Source organism: Paenibacillus sp. FSL R5-0517 (assembly GCF_037974355.1).
Classification (GTDB): Bacteria; Bacillota; Bacilli; order Paenibacillales; family Paenibacillaceae; genus Paenibacillus.
Genome location: NZ_CP150235.1, coordinates 245,762 through 267,369, shown reverse-complemented (window position 1 = coordinate 267,369; position 21,608 = coordinate 245,762). Strand labels below are relative to the sequence as shown.

General features: G+C 49.0%; 16 protein-coding genes. 1 reads left to right on the top strand and 15 read right to left on the bottom strand.

The window, feature by feature from the left end; all coding sequences use genetic code 11:
* Window positions 1-83: 83 nt before the first annotated feature.
* The gene (gene ytxJ, locus MKX40_RS01220) at window positions 84-623 is read right to left on the bottom strand and encodes a bacillithiol system redox-active protein YtxJ (protein WP_339239087.1); all 540 of its coding nucleotides are present in this window, start codon (window positions 621-623) and stop codon (window positions 84-86) included.
* 223 nt (window positions 624-846) lie between these two features.
* Between ytxJ and MKX40_RS01215 the strand changes: the two genes are divergently transcribed.
* Complete coding sequence (locus tag MKX40_RS01215; protein WP_339239085.1) at window positions 847-1,704, top strand: hypothetical protein; 858 nt, start codon at window positions 847-849, stop codon at window positions 1,702-1,704.
* A 100-nt stretch (window positions 1,705-1,804) separates the two neighbouring features.
* On the opposite strand, the gene MKX40_RS01210 is transcribed toward MKX40_RS01215, so the two are convergent.
* The 14 genes from MKX40_RS01210 to MKX40_RS01145 all read right to left on the bottom strand — a co-directional run bounded on the left by MKX40_RS01210 (window position 1,805) and on the right by MKX40_RS01145 (window position 21,577).
* Window positions 1,805-2,233 (bottom strand): VOC family protein, encoded by a 429-nt coding sequence (locus MKX40_RS01210; protein ID WP_339239084.1) that lies wholly within the window; start codon window positions 2,231-2,233, stop codon window positions 1,805-1,807.
* Between the two features lie 167 nt (window positions 2,234-2,400).
* Window positions 2,401-2,961, bottom strand: coding sequence for a hypothetical protein (locus MKX40_RS01205; protein ID WP_339239083.1), 561 nt, complete (start codon window positions 2,959-2,961; stop codon window positions 2,401-2,403).
* 79 nt (window positions 2,962-3,040) lie between these two features.
* The gene (locus tag MKX40_RS01200; protein WP_062837704.1) at window positions 3,041-3,268 is read right to left on the bottom strand and encodes a hypothetical protein; all 228 of its coding nucleotides are present in this window, start codon (window positions 3,266-3,268) and stop codon (window positions 3,041-3,043) included.
* 187 nt (window positions 3,269-3,455) lie between these two features.
* Window positions 3,456-4,328: a sugar phosphate isomerase/epimerase gene (locus MKX40_RS01195; RefSeq protein ID WP_339239081.1), complete on the bottom strand. Its 873-nt coding sequence runs from the start codon at window positions 4,326-4,328 to the stop codon at window positions 3,456-3,458.
* Window positions 4,329-4,340: 12 nt separating this feature from the next.
* The gene (locus MKX40_RS01190) at window positions 4,341-5,216 is read right to left on the bottom strand and encodes a sugar phosphate isomerase/epimerase family protein (protein ID WP_339239080.1); all 876 of its coding nucleotides are present in this window, start codon (window positions 5,214-5,216) and stop codon (window positions 4,341-4,343) included.
* 17 nt (window positions 5,217-5,233) lie between these two features.
* Window positions 5,234-8,341 (bottom strand): alpha-mannosidase, encoded by a 3,108-nt coding sequence (locus tag MKX40_RS01185; protein WP_339239079.1) that lies wholly within the window; start codon window positions 8,339-8,341, stop codon window positions 5,234-5,236.
* Window positions 8,338-10,650, bottom strand: a complete 2,313-nt coding sequence (locus MKX40_RS01180; RefSeq protein ID WP_339239078.1) for a glycoside hydrolase family 3 N-terminal domain-containing protein — start codon at window positions 10,648-10,650, stop codon at window positions 8,338-8,340. Before MKX40_RS01180 ends, MKX40_RS01185 begins: the two co-directional genes overlap by 4 nt.
* Window positions 10,651-10,700: 50 nt before the next feature.
* Window positions 10,701-12,920, bottom strand: a complete 2,220-nt coding sequence (locus MKX40_RS01175; protein WP_339239077.1) for a helix-turn-helix domain-containing protein — start codon at window positions 12,918-12,920, stop codon at window positions 10,701-10,703.
* A gap of 178 nt (window positions 12,921-13,098) precedes the next feature.
* Window positions 13,099-14,736 carry an ABC transporter substrate-binding protein gene (locus MKX40_RS01170; RefSeq protein ID WP_339239076.1) on the bottom strand — a complete coding sequence of 546 codons (1,638 nt, stop codon included), beginning with the start codon at window positions 14,734-14,736 and terminating at the stop codon, window positions 13,099-13,101.
* A gap of 128 nt (window positions 14,737-14,864) precedes the next feature.
* Window positions 14,865-15,773 (bottom strand): carbohydrate ABC transporter permease, encoded by a 909-nt coding sequence (locus MKX40_RS01165; RefSeq protein ID WP_339239075.1) that lies wholly within the window; start codon window positions 15,771-15,773, stop codon window positions 14,865-14,867.
* A gap of 15 nt (window positions 15,774-15,788) precedes the next feature.
* A complete protein-coding gene (locus MKX40_RS01160; RefSeq protein WP_339239074.1) occupies window positions 15,789-16,766 on the bottom strand; it encodes an ABC transporter permease subunit in 978 nt (325 codons plus the stop codon).
* Between the two features lie 379 nt (window positions 16,767-17,145).
* Window positions 17,146-18,558, bottom strand: a complete 1,413-nt coding sequence (locus tag MKX40_RS01155; protein ID WP_339239073.1) for an alpha-L-fucosidase — start codon at window positions 18,556-18,558, stop codon at window positions 17,146-17,148.
* Window positions 18,559-19,398: 840 nt separating this feature from the next.
* Window positions 19,399-20,457 carry a Gfo/Idh/MocA family oxidoreductase gene (locus MKX40_RS01150; RefSeq protein ID WP_339239072.1) on the bottom strand — a complete coding sequence of 353 codons (1,059 nt, stop codon included), beginning with the start codon at window positions 20,455-20,457 and terminating at the stop codon, window positions 19,399-19,401.
* 253 nt (window positions 20,458-20,710) lie between these two features.
* Window positions 20,711-21,577, bottom strand: a complete 867-nt coding sequence (locus MKX40_RS01145) for a sugar phosphate isomerase/epimerase (RefSeq protein ID WP_339239071.1) — start codon at window positions 21,575-21,577, stop codon at window positions 20,711-20,713.
* Window positions 21,578-21,608: the final 31 nt, after the last annotated feature.

Sequence of the window (21,608 nt, the reverse complement as noted above, 5' to 3'; positions counted from 1 at the left end):
TCACAGGTGTAAAAAAAGCGTAAAAAAAGACCCGCACTTCTCAGCTATGGGCTGAAAAGAACGGGTCTTTGAAGGGTATCTATTTATCCAAACGGATGCTGTGCCCACTGCAATAATCTCTTTTTCGTGATTTTGCCATGGGATGTATGTTTAACAACTTGCCCCTGATCGAGCAGAAGCACCTGTGGTGACTCATGGTGAATCTCTGTCTCTTCCGCAATATGGCGGGACAAAGAGCGATTTTCAATCACTTTGACGATGCGGTAATCCATGGGATGTTTGGGATCTGACGCATTGGTGCCTACAAACGCGATAAATTCTCTGTACGCTCTCGCACTTATCGGACACGTTGTGCTGTGCTTCAGGATAAGCACCGGATGATCCTGCGAGCGTTGAAGGGCCTCTTGCCAATCACCCGGTTTGTGCAATTCTCGAACATGTTCGCTGAGCATATCTTCCTGGTCCGAACCCGCACGTTTGCTAACCACCGAACCAATGACAATGCCAAGCGCCAAGCCAAAAGCAATCCCAAGTCCAAGTTGCTGTGTAGCCGTACCAATGCTGACTCCCAGGGCAACACCTATAGCAAGCCATACGGCTTGATGATTTACCTTTTTATCCATACAGATCTTCCCTTCACGAAATATGTATATCAAGGCTATACCTTCCCACCTTACATTCTGATCAAATTATAGCATAGGCCTCTGTGAGCAGGCGTAGATAATCTTCGTCTCCGAGGTACAGATTTCAGTGATTGGATTTAAGCAAAATGCTCATTTGTGATACACTGGTTGTAATTTGGAAACGATGAACATGAAGAATGGATTGGAAGGGCGGAAATTCCATATGACATACGCGTTTATGATTGAACCACAGGATTTTATCACGCTGGATAATGAAGATGAACTGATTGAGAAATGTCAGGAGTGGGGCCTGCTTTCCGGTAAAGCAACCAAACTCAAAACGTTCTATTATAAAGGAAACGGATTAAATATGCCGTGCACCATCATTGGATATGTCGATCACATGGCAGCCGTCATTCAACTGGATAATGGACAAAAACATTGCATTCACCCGTCGTATCTAAAGGAAATGCAAGCGTCCAGTTACAGCGCCAGAAGCGTAAGTAATGCGGGGTCAGATCGCAGCACAGAATCGTCAACTTCGGATACAATCGCACCAGTCTCTGCTGATGTTACGCCAACTCCAGAAGATACGCTGGATAACCCGGATGAAATTCCGGCTAATCTGGATGATTCGGACGACACGGACACCGATGATTTCTCCTCGGGGATGAAGGGTGATCCGGATGGATTAGTAGAAGCATATGTTGGACCTCAGTCCGGGGCATCCGGTGAAGCCAAACCCAAAGCCAAAACAGCGAGCAAGGCCAAGACCGTTAAGATTGATCTGCCAGAAGGCAAAGTGAAGATGAGCGCCGTTGTCAAAGAATTCACCACTGTGCCGAATCACTTCTCTGACAATGACGATGAAGTCATCATCTATGAAGCAGTTACCATCACGGAGCCAGACGTCATTGACGTTGGGGAAGCCTGGTCGAGCCACAGTGCCACCGTTAAGAAACAAGAACTCGAAGTGGGAGACGTTATCACGTTTGAAGCCAAAATCATCAAGAAAAAGCTGACTCGTAACCCGGTTCCTTATAAAATCAACAACCCTTCCAAGATCCAGAAGGAAGGCTGATCCCACGCCGTATAGGGAAAAACAAAAAACCTCCAGAACTGCTCAAAGCAGATCGCGGAGGTTTTGCCGTTTGTTGGCTATATTAGCGAAGAGTACGCCCTTAAGCTTGTCCCGGTTTAGCACTGACTTGAAAATGTACGCCGAATTTGTCGACAACCGTGCCGTAGGCTGGACTCCAGAACGTCTCTTGTATCGCCATTTCCACTACGCCGCCATCTTCCAGTTGGCTGAAAATAGTTTTGGCTTCATCCACAGTATCCGTGTTCACAGTAATACTAACATGATTGCCTATAGTGTACGGCATGCCTGGAAATGTGTCGGACAACATTAATACCGAGCTGCCAATCTGCAAAGAAGCATGCATAATACGGTCTTTCGCTTCTGGCGGGATGGGATGATTCGGGTCAGATGGACCGTCACCAAATGTTTGAAGTGCGAGCACTTCCGCTCCAAATGCCTTTTGATAAAAATCTACCGCTTCACGTCCATTACCGTCTGTTATCACATACACATTCAAGCTGATCGACATGCGTTCTTCATCTCCTTGGGCTCATGTAATTATACAATTCACGCCACTTGCGACATGAGTATATATGAACAGGTTGTCCTTTGACAAGCGTATATTTCTGCACTCATCTCTGGCGACTTTTACACGATTAGGGTTACCAACATATTCTTAATCCATCCCTCTCTCCACTAGTTCTTTCGCTTGCGTATATAGTAGAGAACACGGATCAGAACACCCGGAACCAGTGCTGCAAAACTGGCATAGATCAGACACCATTTCAACAAGGTAAATATCGGAGTGAGTTCAGCAAGCACAGGCGTACGTTCAGGATAACGATACATGATCAGGGATGCACCTACATTTTCAAACATGTCCATAGCCCAACCCAAGACTGGAATGAGATTCACCCAGCGCCAGCGACTCTTTACCGGAAGCACCCGATAGAGTACGGATAAGAGAACAACCAATAACAACAGATAGGCCAACGGCCATATGAGGTCAAATGTGAACCGTGCATGGATATAGGCGCTCCGCCCTGCTTCACCATACTGCTCAGCCATCTGATATAGATCATCCGCAGTGTACAAAAAAGAGGAATCCGGGGACTGCCCGCCACCTGTGGCTTCCTCCGACTTTGCCGCCTGCCAAGGCAGTATAAATGCAATAAAGCAGGCAAATACAACAACCGCAGCTACAACCCAAAACCAGTTTACCCTTTGATAGAACCAGTCTGACACTTTCTTGAGCACGTTCTGTCCCCTTTCCGATAAAAAAAAGACCACTCTCCCGAAGCCTGTCGGTCAAATGGTTGTGTTCAATCCTATGAAGTTATCGTGCTTGAACGATGTTATCTATTTCACTTTTCAATAAGAGGTATCGGTGAACACTTCTCATGATCGGGACCTTCGTAAGTTTGTTCTTGTCCACGTACAGTTTCATCTGGTCTTTGGTCAATCCAAGCAAACTTCCAGCTTCCGATACCGTCAATACTACCTCTGGGTTCGTAGCATTAAACGTCTTCTTTACCTTCTGATTCCAGTCCTCGAATACCTGCATAGATCAGTGACCTCTCCTATCCATAGCCAGTTATTATCAGGCTGAATATATCCAGTATACCACACTTGGGATGCTCGTAACTTAATCCTTGCGCAGAACCATATTCTGATAGGCTTTTTCACTTGCTGTAGTATGAAAAAAAGAGCCACGTCTGGACGCGGCCCTTGATTGCTCTCCATGATGTTCGTTACGCCTCTTCCCAGAAGCGACGCAGGTTGTCCATGGCAATTTTGGATGCAGATTTGCATTCCTCCATGCCCTCGAATTCCACTGTAATGTGGCCATCATAACCGGAGTCTTTGATCAGCTTTACAATTTTGCGGATCGGAATATCCCCTTGCCCAACGATGGCCCCACGCAGGAAGTTGCCGTAAGCTGTCGTGAACCATTCCCCCTCACCCGGATGCTCATCATAAGGACGGAAGTAGAAATCTTTGAAATGAACCAGAGAAGCGTACGGCAGATTTTTCATGACGCCAATGATCGGGTTCTCATCCACACACATGAAGTTACCAATATCGAGTGTTGTCTTGAAGTTGGGACGATCCACCGCATGCAGTACACGCTGCACCCGGTCACTCGCCTGTACACTGAAGCCATGGTTCTCAATGGTTGTGGTGATACCAAACTGCGCTGCATAGTCCGCAATGATCTGGCTTCCCCGTACCATCAGAGGCAGATGCTCCTCGAACCAGGCGATGGTCATTTTCTCCTTTGGCAGAGTAAACGCCGTGACGTCATGACGCATATGTTGTACACCCATCCGGTGTACGACATCCACATGCCTTTTGACCCGAGCCATCTCTTCTTCAAACGCCTTTTCCGTCTCCTGCACGAAATTGGCTGGCATCGAATAGTTGGACAGTTCAATACCTGCGGACGCTGCCCGTTCCCGAATCGCATCCGCCAGATCGTGATTGTCCTCCACGGTGTAACCGTAAGGTACCATCTCCATATGCTCTCCGCCGTTTGCCGCAATCCAGTCAATCACATCCAGCACCGTCATCTCACCGGAATTCAAATCGTTCAACAAACTGTACGTGCTCAGGCCCACTTTCATCTGCTCAGCTCCCTATCGATATTGTTGAATGAATCGAACCGCCTTGCGAATATCCTCCTCCGGCTGATTGCCTACCTCGCGCTCAATCGTCAGATAACCGGTGTAACCAATCTCCTGAAGCGCTGCAAAGTATCCGTCAAAATCAACACCACCTTCGCCCAGTGGCACTTCACGGAAGAACGTCCCGGATGAGACCATCTCGGCAATTTTTTCGTGATCCATAGGCGCATAACCGACCGCTCCGTATACGTCTCGTGGGTCGACTTCCTTCAACCGCACACCATCCTTCACATGGGTATGTACGATGTAATCCTTAAGCAGACGAACGCCCTGCGCCGGATCATCTCCAGTCACCATCACCATATTTGCCGGGTCAAAATTCACCGATACCCCGTTGGTCGACAGTGTATCCAGGAATCCTTTCAAGTCAGCTGCCGTTTCCGGACCTGTCTCAATGGCAAAATATGCGCCAACACTTTTGGCGTACTGGCCCAGTTCCTCACAAGAAGCATGCAGCGTAGCGTAGACTTCCGATGAAGGGTCATGTGGAACAATGCCGATATGTGTCGTGACGATGTTGGTACCCAGATCGAGGGCCAGATCCACGATCCGCTTCGATTTCTCCACTTTCCACGGATTATCTTCCTTGACCTGAAAACCATGTCCGCCTAGGTCACCAACCAGTGCTGAAATTTCGAGGCCCAACGAATCGATGTAACTCTTCAGCTCCTTGCGCGCCGCAGGTGACAAATTTTCAGGATCCATCTCTCCCTTGACGGCGTATATCTGCACACCTTCTGCACCTACATCCTTCGCCTTGTTCAACCCTTCCCGTACACCTACGCCAAAGCTATCCACGATGACACCGATCCTATTCGTTAATTTCATGTCATACCTCCTGAAGATTACGTATTTGGATTCACTGGAACAAGTTTCACTGACTTAATTTCATACGGTTTAAATGTCAGTTCGAATGTACCGTTCGGACAAGCCAACGGATGGATCTCATCCTCCAGCAGATTAATGACAGACGCCTTAATTTCCCTTTTAACCCATTCGACATGTACCGTTTCCCGACCTCCTGAAGATTCGTAGAAACGCAGCACCGTTCCCGAGCCATCTTCAGCGGGCTTGATTGCATCCAGAATGACATGCTCACTATGGAACTGAACCCAAGCGTGTTCAGACGGCAAGTGACCCGAAGACGGACTCACTGCAACAACTTCCACCGGATGATTAAGCTCCATTGCGCGGTGAACGACAGCAGCTTGTCGCCAATCCCCCTGATGTGGCAGGAACGAATATGTGAATTCATGGTTGCCCTGATCAGCATGTTCATCCGGCCATTTCGGGGCACGAAGCAGGGACAGGCGGATCGTCCGATCCTTGATGTCGTATCCGTATTTACAATCATTCAACAAACTGACACCACTGTTACCCTCTGCGATATTCGCCCAACGATGTCCGCAGACCTCGAACTGCGCCTTCTCCCAACTGGTGTTGTTATGGGTTGGACGCTCCAATGCTCCAAACGGAATCTCATAGGCTGCTTTCGCTGCCACCAGATCCACCGGAAATGCCACCTTGAGCAGCTTATGACTCTCATTCCAGTTCACTTTCGTATGGAAATCAACACGCCGCTGGTGGTGATGCAAAATGATATCCTGGCTGATCTCCGATTGATTCAGCTTCCACACATAACGCAGCACATCTCGCGTAGCTCCGCGCTGTACAACCTCTCTGGAGACCAACTGCACCGCACCTGCCCGCTGGGATTCAAACCGTGGATCGATATCCCAGGCATCCCAGTACGTCGGCTTATCGTGGAAAAACTGCCACTCATTCGCCCGATCACCGGGCTTCAGCCAGTCGCGTCCTACCGTTTTGTCATACCACTTGGTGATCTCTCCCAAGCCATTGAACTCAAGTGTGTAAAATTCAGTTTCCCATGTTGAAGGGAAGGGTTCTTCTTCCCTTCCTGGAAGGATAACATCCGGTGCCTCGCGCAGCCATATGGTTGTATACCCAAAAGCAGGAATCGATGGAACATGCACAAGCAGCGTATACTTGTCTTCTTTTTGCTCCAGATCACTGGCCAGACGGTTTCCTTGACGATCGAATGCAGCCATCCCGGCGAGGTATGCATCGCCTGTAATGGTGATATTTTCTCCACGTTCCCAGCCGAGGCTGTTAAATATAATGTATGGAAGACCATCAACTTCATCGGTTACAATGTTCTCCGCAAGGATATCCAGCGTTTCTCGCAGTGCGGATGTACCGAGTGAAAATACCTTCGTGTACTCCTCGGTGGACGTTACATATACTTCAGGAATCGATGTTCCCGGAATAATATCATGAAACTGGTTAAGCATGATCAGCTTCCAGCCTTCATCCAGATCATTCTTCGTGTGTGCAGCGCAAGCTCCGGCAAATTGCCCCCAGATCTCCGCTTCCCGGTACAATACCTCTGCCTTTCGATTGCTACGTTTGTTCCTCGCATGGGTCGTATAGGTTCCCCGGTGTAACTCCAGGTACAAGTCCCCGTGCCACTTCGGCAACGTTGGATTATTGGACGATATGTCTTCAAAAAAAGCACCTGCCGTGCTGAATTTGCTGATTGGCTGCCCGACCATCAAATGGGATCGCTCCGCAAACTCCACCATCTCATTCGTCACACCGCCGCCACCATCGCCATGTCCGTAGAGCAACATCTGCTCAGGATGCACATCCTTCTGCTTGTACGATTGCCAATGTTCATCCACATCTTTGGGCCGCGTATGCTCATTCACACCATGATTCAGATAGGCCAGCACTGAAGTTCCATCAATGCCTACCCAGTCGAAGAGGTCATAAGGAAACGCGTTGGTGTCATTCCAATTCAGCTTGGTCGTCATAAAATAAGGAATATTCGCAAGCTTTAACATCTGCGGCAAGGAAGCACAGTAGCCAAAGGTATCGGGCAGCCACTCGATGTTGGAGCGTCTGCCAAACTCCGCCTGGTAGAAGTTCTGTCCATACAGAATCTGCCGAACCAACGACTCCCCACTCGGAATGTTCAGATCCGGCTCCACCCACATGCCCCCGACCAACTCCCAGCGACCTTCAGCAATGCGTGCTTTAACTCGCTCGTACAGCTCCGGGTAATGCTCCTTGACGAAGGCATACAGCTGCGGCTGGCTCTGGGAATACACAAAATCCGGATACGTGTCCATCAAGGTACACATGGTCGAGAACGTACGACTGGACTTGCGAACCGTCTCTCGCACAGGCCACAGCCAGGCAATATCAATGTGGGATTGTCCAACCAGATGCATGAAGCCACTTCGATACTCCTCCGGGTCTTCCTGCTGCACTGACTGTACCAGTCCATGTTCAAAATTCTGTATCCATGCCGCATCCGTCCAGCGGTCCGGATTATTGTACATCTCATCCATCACCTGGTGAATGGCCTGAACAAGTGCCATCCGCTTGGGCTCCTTCTCGTTATATGCCCGGAGTGACTCGGCGAGTACAGTCACGCTGTACATCAGGCTCTGCAATGGCTGATTGATATGAACCAGGGCTGTACGGATGCCCTGAATAGGCGGCTGAATCACAGCTTGTCGATTGAGTGGATCATGTGGCTCCGGGATCGGGTCGTAGAGTTCAATCTCCAACTGCGGCGCACTGCCTACTCGACTTCTCGGAAGAGGTACGAATCCGTGATTCCGATCCAGTCCGTGATAAGGCAAGCCATTCACCTTCAGCAGCCCTTCTCCTCCAGTCTCAAAAATCAACCCAATGGCTTGATTCTGCCAACTGTCTGGAATCTCCACACATTTACTCAGAAAATACGTCGTTCCGTGTACGCTGTTCAGCGGATTCAAGCTCTGCATTGCCTTGTCCGCCTGCTCATACTCGTATTCCCCTGGCCGAATGTATCTGGCCTTCTGCATCTCCCACGTTGGAAGCTCGATCGTATCCAGCCACTGCGACCGGTTCATATCCTCAATGAATCGTTGAATTCGAATCATACCTCCACCCCCACCTTCTGAATGTGCAGACTGCAAGCGGTCCAGTCAGCAGAATTGCGGCCAACCATGAGTCTGAATTCACCTGGTTCCACAACAGACTGGAGACGGGAGTCGATCAGTGCGAGGTGTTCTTTTTGCACAGGGAATGTCACGGTCTGGGTCTGTCCTGGCTCCAGATGGATTTTACGAAAACCCTTCAACGACATTTCAGCCCGAGTGACTGAAGCCGACACATCCGTGATATACAACTGTACAACCTCACTTCCCGCAGCCGCTCCGGTATTTGTGACTTCAACCATCACTTGTGCTTCATCTTCCGGACCAATCACTTCCGGCACTACCCGTACATGCTCATATGTGAATTCGGTGTAGCTCAGTCCATATCCGAACGGATACTGTGGCGCAAGATCCATCTCCAGATACCGCTTGCCACGCGTGCGTTTGGCATGATAATAGACCGGAAGTTGCCCAACATGCTTGGGAATGGAAACCGTAAGACGGCCAGATGGATTCACATCGCCAAACAGAATATCTGCGATCGCGTTACCACCTTCCTGTCCTGGGTACCAAGCCTCCACAATGGCATGAACATGCTCATCAATCCAAGGTTCAGCAATGGGACGACCGTTGATATACACTACGATAACCGGTTTACCCAGCTTATGTACCTCCTGCACCAGCTCCAATTGAACACCCATGAGATTCAGGGAAGCCCGGTCAATGCCCTCGCCGCACTCCATATCATTCCATGGGTCATCCGTTACCACAGACGCTCCTGTCCGCAAGTCGATCGTGCCTTCACCAAAATCGCGGGCGCTGGAACCACCCATCACCATCACGATGACATCGGCCTGTTCCGCACAGGCGAGCGCTTGTGCAAAGCCCTCTCTGGAATCGCCTTTAATCCGGCAACCCGGTGCGTACAGCACCTGACCCGATTCCGCGCCAAGCTTGCGCGTAATGCCATCCAGTACGGTGACGATCTGTTCTCTCGGCTGTGGCGAGGTGTAGTCCCCAAGCTGGTTATAGATATGGTTCGCATTCGGACCAATGACAGCCAGCTTCGTGCCAGTTTTGGAGAGTGGCAATGTCGCCCCTTCATTTTTCAGTAAAATAATCCCCTCTTGCGCAACTTCCCTCGCCAGCCGCACATGATCTTCACATCCGATGACCCGTTCTGCAAAGTCAGGATCTACAAAAGGCTGTTCGAATAACCCGAGTCTGAATTTCATCTCCAGCACCCGCCACACAGCCAAGTCCAGATCTTTCTCTTCGATCAGTCCCTGCTCCAGCGCCTGACCGAGATGTTTGCGGTACATGTAACCGGACATCTCCATGTCCACACCTGCCTGAAGGGACTGCGCTACGGCCTGCTCCCCGTTCTCGGCTGTGTTATGTCCATGGACCAGCATCTGAATGGCGCCAAAATCAGTAATGACGAATCCATCAAAACCCCACTCCTCGCGCAGCAGGTCATTCAGTAGATACGTACTGGACGTACACGGTACGCCATCAATCTCGTTATAAGCGGTCATCACGGAGCAAGCCCCGGCTTCCACTGCCTTTTTGAACGGCAATAGATCTATTTCATGCAATTCACGTAATCCCATATGCACTGGTGCGGCATTGCGCCCACCCTCTGAACTGCCATAAGCCGCAAAATGCTTGAGTGTAGCTACAATCGTCTGGTTGGAATCGAGGCGGTCACCCTGTAGTCCCTTCATGGCTTCTACTGCGAATTCACCAATCAGGTATGGATCTTCGGCAAAACATTCCTCCGTCCGCCCCCATCTCGGGTCACGCACGACATCAAGCACCGGGGAATACGTTGCCGCTCCCCCCTGGCTCCGGGTCTCCACAGCGATGGCTTCACACATCTTGCGGTATAATTCCATATTCCACGTGCTGCCCACGGTTAAAGGTACCGGAAATACAGTCGCCCCAATCGCCATATGACCGTGGGAGCACTCTTCCCCGAACAGAATGGGAATGCCCAGTCGGGAATGCTCCAAGGCATACTGCTGGATGACATTCGTGGCAACGGCTCCTTGTCGTGGTGTCAGACCTGTCTCCAGCGTTACTTCAGTCCATGGATCGGCCCGAAGCACACCATACAGAGAACCGACTCCGCCCTGTTCCATGTCCGCTTCGAACTCTTCCGTGACCTGTACTGTGCCATCTGCTGCCTTCACATACGTCTTCCAGCCCATCGGCTGTATGAGTTGTCCAATCTTCTCTGCCGTTGTCATCCGTCCGATCAGATCCTGAATCCGCTCCTGAATGGGAAGCGAAGCATCTTTGTAGTCCATATGCACATTCTCCTTATGCGTTCGGAATTAGTTAGGCTCGTGCGCTTACATCACATGGCCTTACGGTAGTCACTTGGCGCTACACCCACCACGTTTTTGAAAGCCCGATTGAAGGAATTATAGTTGGTATATCCCACTTCTTCACTGATTTCCTGAATGGCCTTATCGGTCTCCTGCATGAGCAATTTGGCTTTTTCGATGCGATGACTAATGAGCAGATCCACGAACTTCTCCCCAATCTCATCCTTGAAAAGCTTGCTCAGATACTTCGGATTAATATCGAATCGATCACTAAGGTAGTTCAGCGACAGATCGGGATTATTGTAATGCTCTTCGATGTATTTGCGAATCTCTAGAATATGAGATCTGTGTTTACGCGAACATTGCAACGTCTTCATCTGTAGGGCCAGTTCCCGGAACCCTTCCCAGCACAGCTCACGCAAATCGTCTAACGTCTCCCAGCCCTCAAGCCTTGGGAGAAGCGGGGTGAATATAGCGGCCCACGAATCCTGGTACTCCCGTGGAAGTTCGGCGAACTCCCGATTGTAATGTTGAAATAACAATTGGATCGTATTCATAATCTCCTGGCGGGACAAGACGGACTCACTGATTTGTTCAAACAGTCTTTCAAAATGCTTTTCCCAGACATCGTCCGATAAACGCATTGCCTGTACCAGCAGTGAGATGGTTTTCAGGAACTCATACACATCATTGGTCGAATTCGGCACATCGCTACACGGAATGATGCGATTTATCCCCAGTACAGCCTTGTACTCCAGCGCGTGCACCGCTTCTTTCAATGAAGCTCTCAATCCCCGAATATCGACAGCAACTCGACCCACCCCAATGGTTACGGTGAAGTTGAGATACTGATCGATTCTATCCAGATAACCAGCCAGCAATCGATGCTCCATCTCCTCGGCCTGTTCCATATCCGGCATCCAGAGGATGGCGTACAGACGCTGATCGGAGATCCATTCAGCCCATACTTCCGTTCCTTCATGGCGTGCACTCTCTTGCAGAATACTGGACAACACAAATTTCAGGAGGGATTGGTCCTGATGATGATACTCCGTCGCAAATGCATCATACCGATCCATTTCAATTACCATGACGGCCCAACGATGCTCCAGCTCAGGCAGTTTGAACTTCTTCATCTCTGCTGTCAGTTCCGTGCTCGTAAAGTCTCGTGTGCCTTCCAGCAACTCCTGAAAGAACATCCTTTTCTGCAAAATCAGATTCTCTTCATGCTCCTCCTGATATTGTCTCGTCTGATCAATCATGCGTTCCAGCGTGGTATGGATGAAGCGGAACTCATTCTCTTTGCCATAGTTCAGTCCGGATTGCTTCTGCGAAGAGACGGTCTGAATTAACGTGACAATCTGCTGAATCGGCTTGTAGTTTCTGCGGGTCACATAGATCACCCACACCACGCCAATCAACACAACCACTACAGCAAAGGCAAACCAGATATTATAAAATTGCAGAGCCCATTTGACGATTTTGCCGTTATTGAGTCCCGTCTGCACCTTCCAGCCGCTATAACTCGACGTAAATTCAGAAAAGACTTCTCCCGACGTGGTTTTAGTGGAAGCTGTAATCCCTTCTGGTCTGCTGCTATCCCAAAGATTGCCGCCCGAACGGTTGAAGATGTTCACAAACGTAAATTCCGGATCATACATCTGCATGATGGACTTCCTCAGGGTACTCAGATCTACGTTGGTGACTACAAGTCCTTTGCCGTTCCCTACACTTCGCACAATTGTAATTACCTGCTCCGTTGCTTGTGAAGGGAAAGCCCGGAATGCTCGTGCCCCTGCCCACTTTTGTTCATCCCTCGTCCGGCTATCTGCAATAAAGTCTGCATCCGGGAACTCTTCAATCGGAACAGCCTTCCCGTTACTGAAGACCGTGCCATCTCCATATCGAACGAGATATATCGAATCAATCAGCGGATACTCTATTTTCAATTCATCAACCACCTGGACCGCCTGAATGCCGGCATACACATCATCGCTGCCAGATACCGAGAAATAATTCTTCAAGTTAGGGTTGGTCAAAATCTCACGCAGTACCTTAAAATCAATGGAGCGCAAAGAGTTGTCCAGATATTGTGTGACCTGTGAGGCCAGGAATTCATTGGCCTTAAGCGCTTCTCTACGGTTCTGTTCATTGAAGACCTGGAAAAAAATAAAGAATAGAATGGTCGTCACAATAAAGAAAACAGGCAGATACGATAACAGCAAACGTCTAAACCAATTGTTGTTCATCTCCGAGATCCCCCCACCATTACTGTTCATGCTGAATGACGACAATCATTTGTGCTGATCGCTAATTTCCCATAAATATTCAGTACATTATATCGGATGACGTGGGGTTGTCATAGGAGAAGACTGTCCCGGTCACGGGTGACAGACGGGACAGCCTCTATATGGAATCCTTCAACAATTATTGATTCTTCTCAATGGCGCGCTGGTAGATCTCAAGGTAATTACTCAGCCCAAGACCATCGAAGCCTTTGACATATGCATCCCATTCCTTATCAATGCTCTTGCTACCGATAATGAACTGTGCCATATTCGTCTGCACATAATCCTTGATGGCCGTAGTCAATTGTGCAGCTGATTCCGTATCCTCTGGACGGATAAACACGTTCGCAGGATATACTTCTTTTGGTGCATAGGGTTCATACACATTGGTAGCTTGAGCCAGACGTGTACCATAACCCTCTGCTTCCAAAGGGTTCTGCCCTTCGGCAAACAGATTACGGAATGTGTTGGACAAGTCATGCGCTCCGATCTGTGACCAGCTCTCATTCACAACAACGTTTGGATCACGCTCAGGCAGGTTGTAGTAACTATATTTGGCAGGCTCGCCATTGATGTTTTTCTCATCGGCATCTGCCTTTTTCCAGCCCTTGCCTTCGGTTGGTCCATACTCCGCGTATAGTGCACCTTCTTCACTGAACATGTAGTCCACAATTTTGATAGCGGCAATCTGCTGTGCTTCTGTCGCTTTGTTGGTAATGGCAAACTCAAACTCACCGACGCTCTGCGTGGCGCCTGTTGTCTGCACGCCATCCGGCCCTTTCAATGGAGGGACAATATCCCAGTGCTGGTGACGAGTGATGTCTTTGTCATAGGTATTTACGAGATAGCTGACCAGCGCCGTTGTAATGGAGCCGACTACCTCATCGCCTTCTTTGTTGCCCAGTTGTCCAATCGCCTGATCGTTCTGCGTGAAGGAAGCTGGATCAATCAGGCCATCTGCATACAGCTTGTTCATGTACTCCAGCCCTTTCTTCCACCCTTCCTGATTGGCGGCAAAACTCACCTTGCCATCGTTCACGATCAGGTATTTGTCGTTGTCATTGTATATGAAACTATTCATCAGATAGGCATCAATGTTGCCATTCCATACATACTTGTTCGGTGCACCCGTAAGTGGAATCTCGTCCGCTTTCCCGTTACCGTTGGGATCCTGTGTCTTAAACGCCTTCAGAACGGTATACAGTTCATCGGTTGTTGTTGGCATTTTCAGACCCAGATTATCGAGCCACTCTGTGTTGATCCAGTATTTCTGTGCATACGTACAGTGGTAACATTCATTGAAGATCGGCAGTGCATAGATGTTGCCATCCGGTGCTGTAATGGCTTCTTTGAAATATGGCTTCTCTTCCATAATCTTGGTCAGGTTCGGACCATACTCCTTAATCAGATCTTGTAGCGGAAGGAACACGCCCTGTTTTCCATAGGTTTGAAGGTCTGAAGTGGTGAACTTGCCGTGAAGAAACACTTCCGGATAATCACCACTGGCCAGCAGCAATTGTCTGCGATCCTGCAAGGCGTCTGTAGGGGCCAGATCCCATTTTAGGGTAACGTCGAACTTGTCTTCGATAAATTGAGTAAATTCATTCTCTTCCATGGACGCTTTGCCTTGCGGAGCAAAGAAGGTCATGGTTACAGGACCGCCGCTCTCCCCGCTACCGTCGCTACTTCCACCCGATTCCTCGGATGAACTACATGCGGACAACAAAGCCATCGAAGCAAAGACCAGAAACAACATCGAAATCCAAGATTTTCTCAATCTGACTCCTCCTTTTTGTTCATAACGGCAAACCATTGGTTGTAGTGCACACGTATCCAATCACTCCCGGAAGCCGGCGTGTTCCTTCCACCTCCTTTCAAGAGGCAACCGGGCTTAACTCACAAGGATTAACCTTTGAGGGAACCAACCATGACTCCTTTAACAAAATGCTTCTGTACAAATGGATACATGATCAGAATGGGGATACTCGCGACAACGATCAGTGCATATTTCAACACCTGCTCAAACCCTTGATCCCGCAACTGTTGGCTGGTATTGGCAAGCATCGCCGGATCAGCCGCGTTCAGGATAAGCAGATTGCGCAGCACGTACTGGAGAGGGAACAATTTCTCAGAACGCAGGTAGATCAGTGCATCAAAGTACGCATTCCAGTGACCTACGGCATACATGAGTGTCATGACCGCCAGAATAGGCTTTGATAAAGGAAGAACCACGCTGATCAGATACCGGATATCCCGGCAACCATCCATCTCTGCGGCCTCTCCAAGCTCTTCCGGGATGGAAGATTGGAAGAACGTCCTTGCTACAATGACTTGGAACACCGCGAGCGCCCCGGGCAGCCACATCGCCCAACGTGTATCCAGCAGGTGCAAGTCCTTCATCAGAAGGTAGGTGGGAATCAGACCGCCATCAAAGAACATCGTGATCATCATGAAAATGATAATGGCACCTCGTCCATAGAATGACTTGCGTGACAAGGGATACGCCAGCATGACGGTCAGTGCCACGTTAATGAACGTGCCCACCACGGTGTAGATGATTGTGTTGTAGAAACCGAGCATCAGCTGTTGGCTTTTGAATATGGAAATATAAGCCTTGATGTTAAAATCGACCGGGAACAGCCACACCTGACCGGATGTGACGGCCCGTGAAGAGCTGAACGAAGAACTGATGATATACAAGAGCGGATAAAACACCGTAAGCAGTATGGCAAACAGAAAGATATAGTTAAGTGTCATAAAAATGCGGTCACCGAGCGGGTCCTTGATCCGGTTCCGATTAATCAGGTTGAACATGAATAAGCTCCTCCTTTACCACAAGCTGTTCTGGGATACTTTGCGCGATATGCCGTTGACGATAACCAGCAGAATCAGGTTGATAATGGAGTTGAATAACCCTACTGCCGAGGAGAAACTGAAATTCGCACCAATCAGACCCACCTTGTACACATACGTGGAGATGACCTCTGAAGCGCTTGTGTTGAGCGGATTCTGCATCAGGTATATTTTCTCGAAGCCCACGCCCATAATGCTGCCCAGACTCAGAATCAGCATGATGACGGTGACTGGAACAAGTGTCGGAAGGTCAATGTGCCAGATTTTCCGAAGTCTTGATGCGCCGTCCATCTTCGCTGCTTCATACAGGGATGGGTCAACACCAGCAAGAGCTGCGATATATATGATGGATGAATACCCCATGCCCTGCCACACACCTGACCAGACGTAGATCGATTTGAAGTATTCCGGAATGCCCATGAAGTTGGTCATTGGGAAGCCGAGCAGCGTGAACAGCTTGTCTACCACGCCCACATGTGGGGAGAGCATCAGAATGATAATGGATACCATGACAACGGTGGAGATAAAATGCGGAGCGTAAGTGACCATCTGCACGGTCTTCTTGAAGTAACCCGTACGAATCTCATTCAGCGCCAGCGCCAGCAGGATTGGAATGGGGAAACCCGCGATTAAGGAATAGAAACTGATGCCTATCGTGTTCTTGATCAACAGCCAGAAGTTTGGAGACTGGAAGAAGGCTTCGAAGTGTTTGAAGCCAACCCAGGGGCTTCCCCAGATTCCTTTGACTACACTGAAGTCCTTGAAGGCGATCTGGACACCCACCATAGGGATGTACTTGAAGATCAACAGATACAACACGGGAGGCAGCACGAGCAGGTAGAGCTCCCAGTGCTTCTTGAGGCTTTTGATGAATGGATGCTGCCGCTTGGGCTCCACATGTTTCCTCTGCTGGAGTTCCAACTTAGCGGGTATGCTTTCCGTAACTCGACTCATTTGCGTCACTCCTTCTACACCTCAAGTGTAATAATACATTACATTTACATCCCTTAAACATCCTTTTTCCTGATCTTATTTCCTTGTAAAACATAATTGATGTAAACATTCATATCAGGTAGCGCTTTCTTGATTTGATAGTACATCGCACGGTAAACTTTTATCAATTTGCAATTTTCTCCGACTTCTCTTTATTCCATAAACCCTTGTATAGCAAGCGATTACGAGCTGTTTTGGGTGGAAATTATGTTCCTTATGTATGAATAAAAAAATCCCGGAGGTGGTTAGATCTCCCCCGGAATTGACATGGCGTTCTGTACATGCATGTTCAAAAAGTTACCGATTCAGCACCGAGAAGGGGAACACACGGGAACAATCTCTATGCGCTTGTGATCAATCTGAACGTATGTGTGATGGGTAATGCACTGGTTGTAACCGATTGTGGAAGTTCCACGAGAAGTCCGTCTTCCGTATGCTGATACGTAAGTACGTCATCGCTACCGATGAGTTCGACCCGCTCTACCTTTTCCAGATAAGGAATGACTAGCTGTGGTTGTACGCTCTCATGTTCGTTTCGGTATAAACGGAAGGCATATACGGTGTTGATCTCTTCCTTCTGTGTGAAGGCCCAATCTTTCGTAAAATATGGCCCGCAGATCCGGGTTCCATAGACCCCTTCTCCATGAGTACCCAGCCATTCACCGAGGCCCTTGATGCCTCGAATTGCCCCTTTGGGCAAACGCCCATCGGGTTGTGGTCCTATATTCAGCGCCAGGTTACCACCCTTGGACACGACTTCAAGTAGAATATGTGCCAGCTGTCTTCCCGTTTTATACTGATCATCGAATCCGAAGGCAAAAGAGTTGCCCACGGTAATACAGCTCTCCCATGGAATGTTCATCGGATGTTCCGGTATGGTCTGCTCGGGGGTAACGATATTCTCATACGGCCCACCCACGGTGCGATCTGCGGACAGGAGCCACGGTTGTGTGGTCTGACGTGCCCGCTCCACAACTTCTCCAAGCCTAATATCCTGCCCATGGCGACCTTCGCGCACCCAGCCGGCATCCAGCCACAGACACTCGATCCGTCCGTAATTCGTCAGCAGCTCCATGATCTGCTCATGTGTGAACTCTACGAATTCCTCCCACAGCCATGGATACTTATGGGGATCATACGAGGGACCGCGCCACATATGGCGCCCACGCTCCATACCGGGTGCCCAGTAATACGGGGTATGCCAGTCCGCTTTGGAGAAATACGCTGAGATGCCCAGCCCTTTAGCCCGAAAAGCGTCAAATAATGCTCGACAGATGTCCGCATACTTATGGGTATGAAAAGGGGTATCCTTGCCCGTAATCCGATAATCCGTCGTTTTGGTATCCCACATGCAGAAGCCGTCATGGTGCTTGGTGGTGAACAGGAAATATTTGAACCCGTTATCTGCCGCCATCTGTGCCCATTCCTCAGGCTGGAAACGAATCGGATTGAAGGTTTTGTTGAGATCGAAGTATTCCCGTTTGAAGTCTTCCATGTCATCCGTCCAGTCAATGTCATCACGCGACCAATCGCCATCCTCATCACTCAGCGCCCAGGACTCGACGAGACCAAGCTGGGAATACGGTCCCCAATGCATCATCAGCCCCAGCTTCTGGTCCTTGAACCACTCCAGCCGTTCATTCAGCAGCGGGTCCTCCGGTCTGATCCACTCTTCCTCTTTGCTAAAATTGTGCACCCCGGCTTCAACAATCTGCTCTTCCTGCTCCATTACGGTTTCTTTGGTTTCGCTCATCCTGATTCATCTCCTTTGGATTTCATGTCAAACGCTGAACACATAGGTTTACACTCGGCCACTACGCGGTCAGAATAATCTTCCGATCGCTGTTATCCCCAGATTTCTTTGATTATTTTCCTAGAGGGAAAATCCGGGGATAAAGGCGAGCGCTCCGCTTCTTCAGATTTTTTCTGCCCTCTCCGTTATCGTGTAAACGTTTAGTTCAACTAAAAAGGACATATTAAATCCTGTCATTTTTAGTGTGGTAGGATTTTCCGAAGCTTTTGTTTTCGCTTCTTCAGATTGGTTCTGCACTCTTCGTTATGGCTTAAACGGTATGTTTAACTATTATGGGGCGTAGTAACTTTGTTATTTCGATTGCGGTGCCATCTTCAATTCCTATGAATCCCACATTCTCCGCTTGCCTCCAGAGGAATATAAACTGGCTGACCTTCGCGAATCAGCAGGAAATTTTCTAAGGAACTCAGGGCGCCTTATTCAGCCTTTTGATCCTCTTTTTAAATCGTAAGGAACTTTAGACACGTTATTTCCCGAAATTAGCTGATAATAATGCTGTAAACTGCTGTTTATTCTCATATAGCGTGTCTCAGGTTCTTTAAATTTCTGCTCGCGCTCCATATCCTTAAATAAGACGGATCAGATTCGTTAGTACTCGCTCCCTACTCTGCTCTCCTCCAAATGCAAGCGGATAGGACGACTCCGAATCTCGCCCGGAGTGGAGCTTTTCATTGAGAAGGGAGCGAAATGCTCATAACCTTTAATGCCATGGGAGTAATTAAGTATCAACGTGAAGTAGCTACATGGAGCACCCACATCCACGCGATACAATGCTAGCACCTACAACGTAATTTCACGTCCCTGACGGGCTGATTCGTAGATGGCACAGAGCATTTTCATTACTTCGACGCCATCTTCAACTGGGCTAAGTGTTTCTTTGCGGCCCTGTGTACTATCGATAAAATGGTTGATTTCATTGCGGAACGAGCCCATAAAGTCGAATGATTTGAAATCCACCTGTGGAGTCATGTTCAAAATGGTGTTAAATTTCTCGCCAATAATCGAAATTTCCGGCTCCAGCTCGGCACCGCCTTTGTCACCATATAGCTTGACTGAGGTCTCATCTGCTTTGGCATGGAGCGTGAAGCTGACATCCACGAGCAGGCTCGCACCATTCTCGAAACGAATCAGGGCATTTGCCATATCCTCAACAGTATTCTGCTGCGCGTCATAGTCCGCCGCTTTGTAGAACGACAGATTGTTAATGTTCGAGCGGTTCCCCAATCGATTGGACACGTTAGCGGAGACGGATTTCACCTTCGGTCTGCCCATCAGATACCAGCAAATATCGATCACATGCACCCCGATATCGATCAGGGGTCCACCGCCGGAGCGGTTGATATCGGAGAACCAGCCACCCGGATTACCCAGACGGCGCAGACTTGAGGCTTTGGCATAATAGATCTCGCCCAGTTCACCCTCGTCGATGAACCTCTTCAGAATCTGTGCATTGTCACTATAGCGGCGAACAAAACCAACTTGCAGCAGTTTTCCGCTGCGATGAACGGCCTTCTCTACCTCAAGGGCATCCTCCACCGTTTGGCAGAGTGGTTTCTCACATAACACGTTTTTGCCTGCGTCCAGCGCAGCAATGCTAATCTCGGCATGGGAGTCGTTCCATGTACAGATGCTAACGGAATGAATCTCGGGCATTGCGAGCAGTTCCTTGTAGTCGGTAAACACATGAGGTGCATTATATTGCTTCGCCACTTCTGCGGCACGTTCTGCATTCAGGTCGCAGATAGCGTATATCTCAACGTCAGGATTACTGGCATAGGCTTGCAAGTGGCAATCGGATATGGATCCGGCACCGATCACGGCGACTTTCAATTTGGACATAGTGTTGATTCCTCCATAAATAAAATTAAAGTTCTGCAGAGTAGACGTTCCGGTTGCGAATCGTTCTTCCGATCACTCTTATCCCCAGATTTCTTCACTCACCTTTTTGCAAAGGGGAAATCCGGGGATAAAGGCGCACGCTTCGCTTCTTCAGAATCGATTTCGCCCCCTCCACTACTTTTTCTGAATGAATTAACTTTCTTTTTGAGCCATACATAACAAGTCATATTTCATTTAAAACAAGTACTCAGCCCTATGCCTCTTCCCATAGGCGGCGGACGTTATCCATGGCAATGCGTGAGGCAGTTTTGCAATCCTCCATGCCTTCAAATTCGACCGAGATATATCCGTCATACCCGGATTGTTTTAACACACGCATAACTTCAGGCATGTTGATATCGCCATGGCCCACAATGGCACCACGCAGGTAATTGCCATGCGAGGTTTGGAACCAGCCTTCACCGGGGTTCCGGTAGGAAGGTCTCCAATAGAAGTCTTTGGCATGCACAATCGACGCGTACGGAATATTATTTTTCACCGCACTCACCGGATCTTCATCCACACAGAGGAAATTCCCGACATCCAGGGTGGTTTTGAAGTTATTCCGCGCCGTTTCGTGGAGCAAACGTTGAATTCGCTCACTCGACTGCACATAGTACCCATGGTTCTCCACACTTGTTGTAATCCCAAAATCCGCTGCATAATCGGCTATCCGCTGACAAGCCTTCACCAGTACAGGCAGGTCGATCTCGAACTGTGCTACGGTTCCTTCCGGTGAGGGACGGAAAGCCACGTCATGCCGCATCAGTTTTACACCCAATGCAGCAGCCACATCCACATGTCGCATCACATTCTGGATCTCTTGCTCTAATGCTTCGGCGTCCTCCTGTACAGCAAAGTTAGCGCCGATAGCATAATTGGAAATATCGATTCCTACCTCTTTTGCGACAGCTTTAATCTCATCAATCAACTCCGGATGTTCGATCAGACTGAATCCCATCGGAACAATCTCCACATGTTCCCCGCCCTGATCGGCGATCCAGCGAATGGCATCCGGTACGGTTAATTCTTTACGATCCAGTGCTTGTTGCAGACTGTAGGTGCTGAGTCCAACTTTCATTTTTCCTCATCCTCTCCTGTAGTTGCTGTCC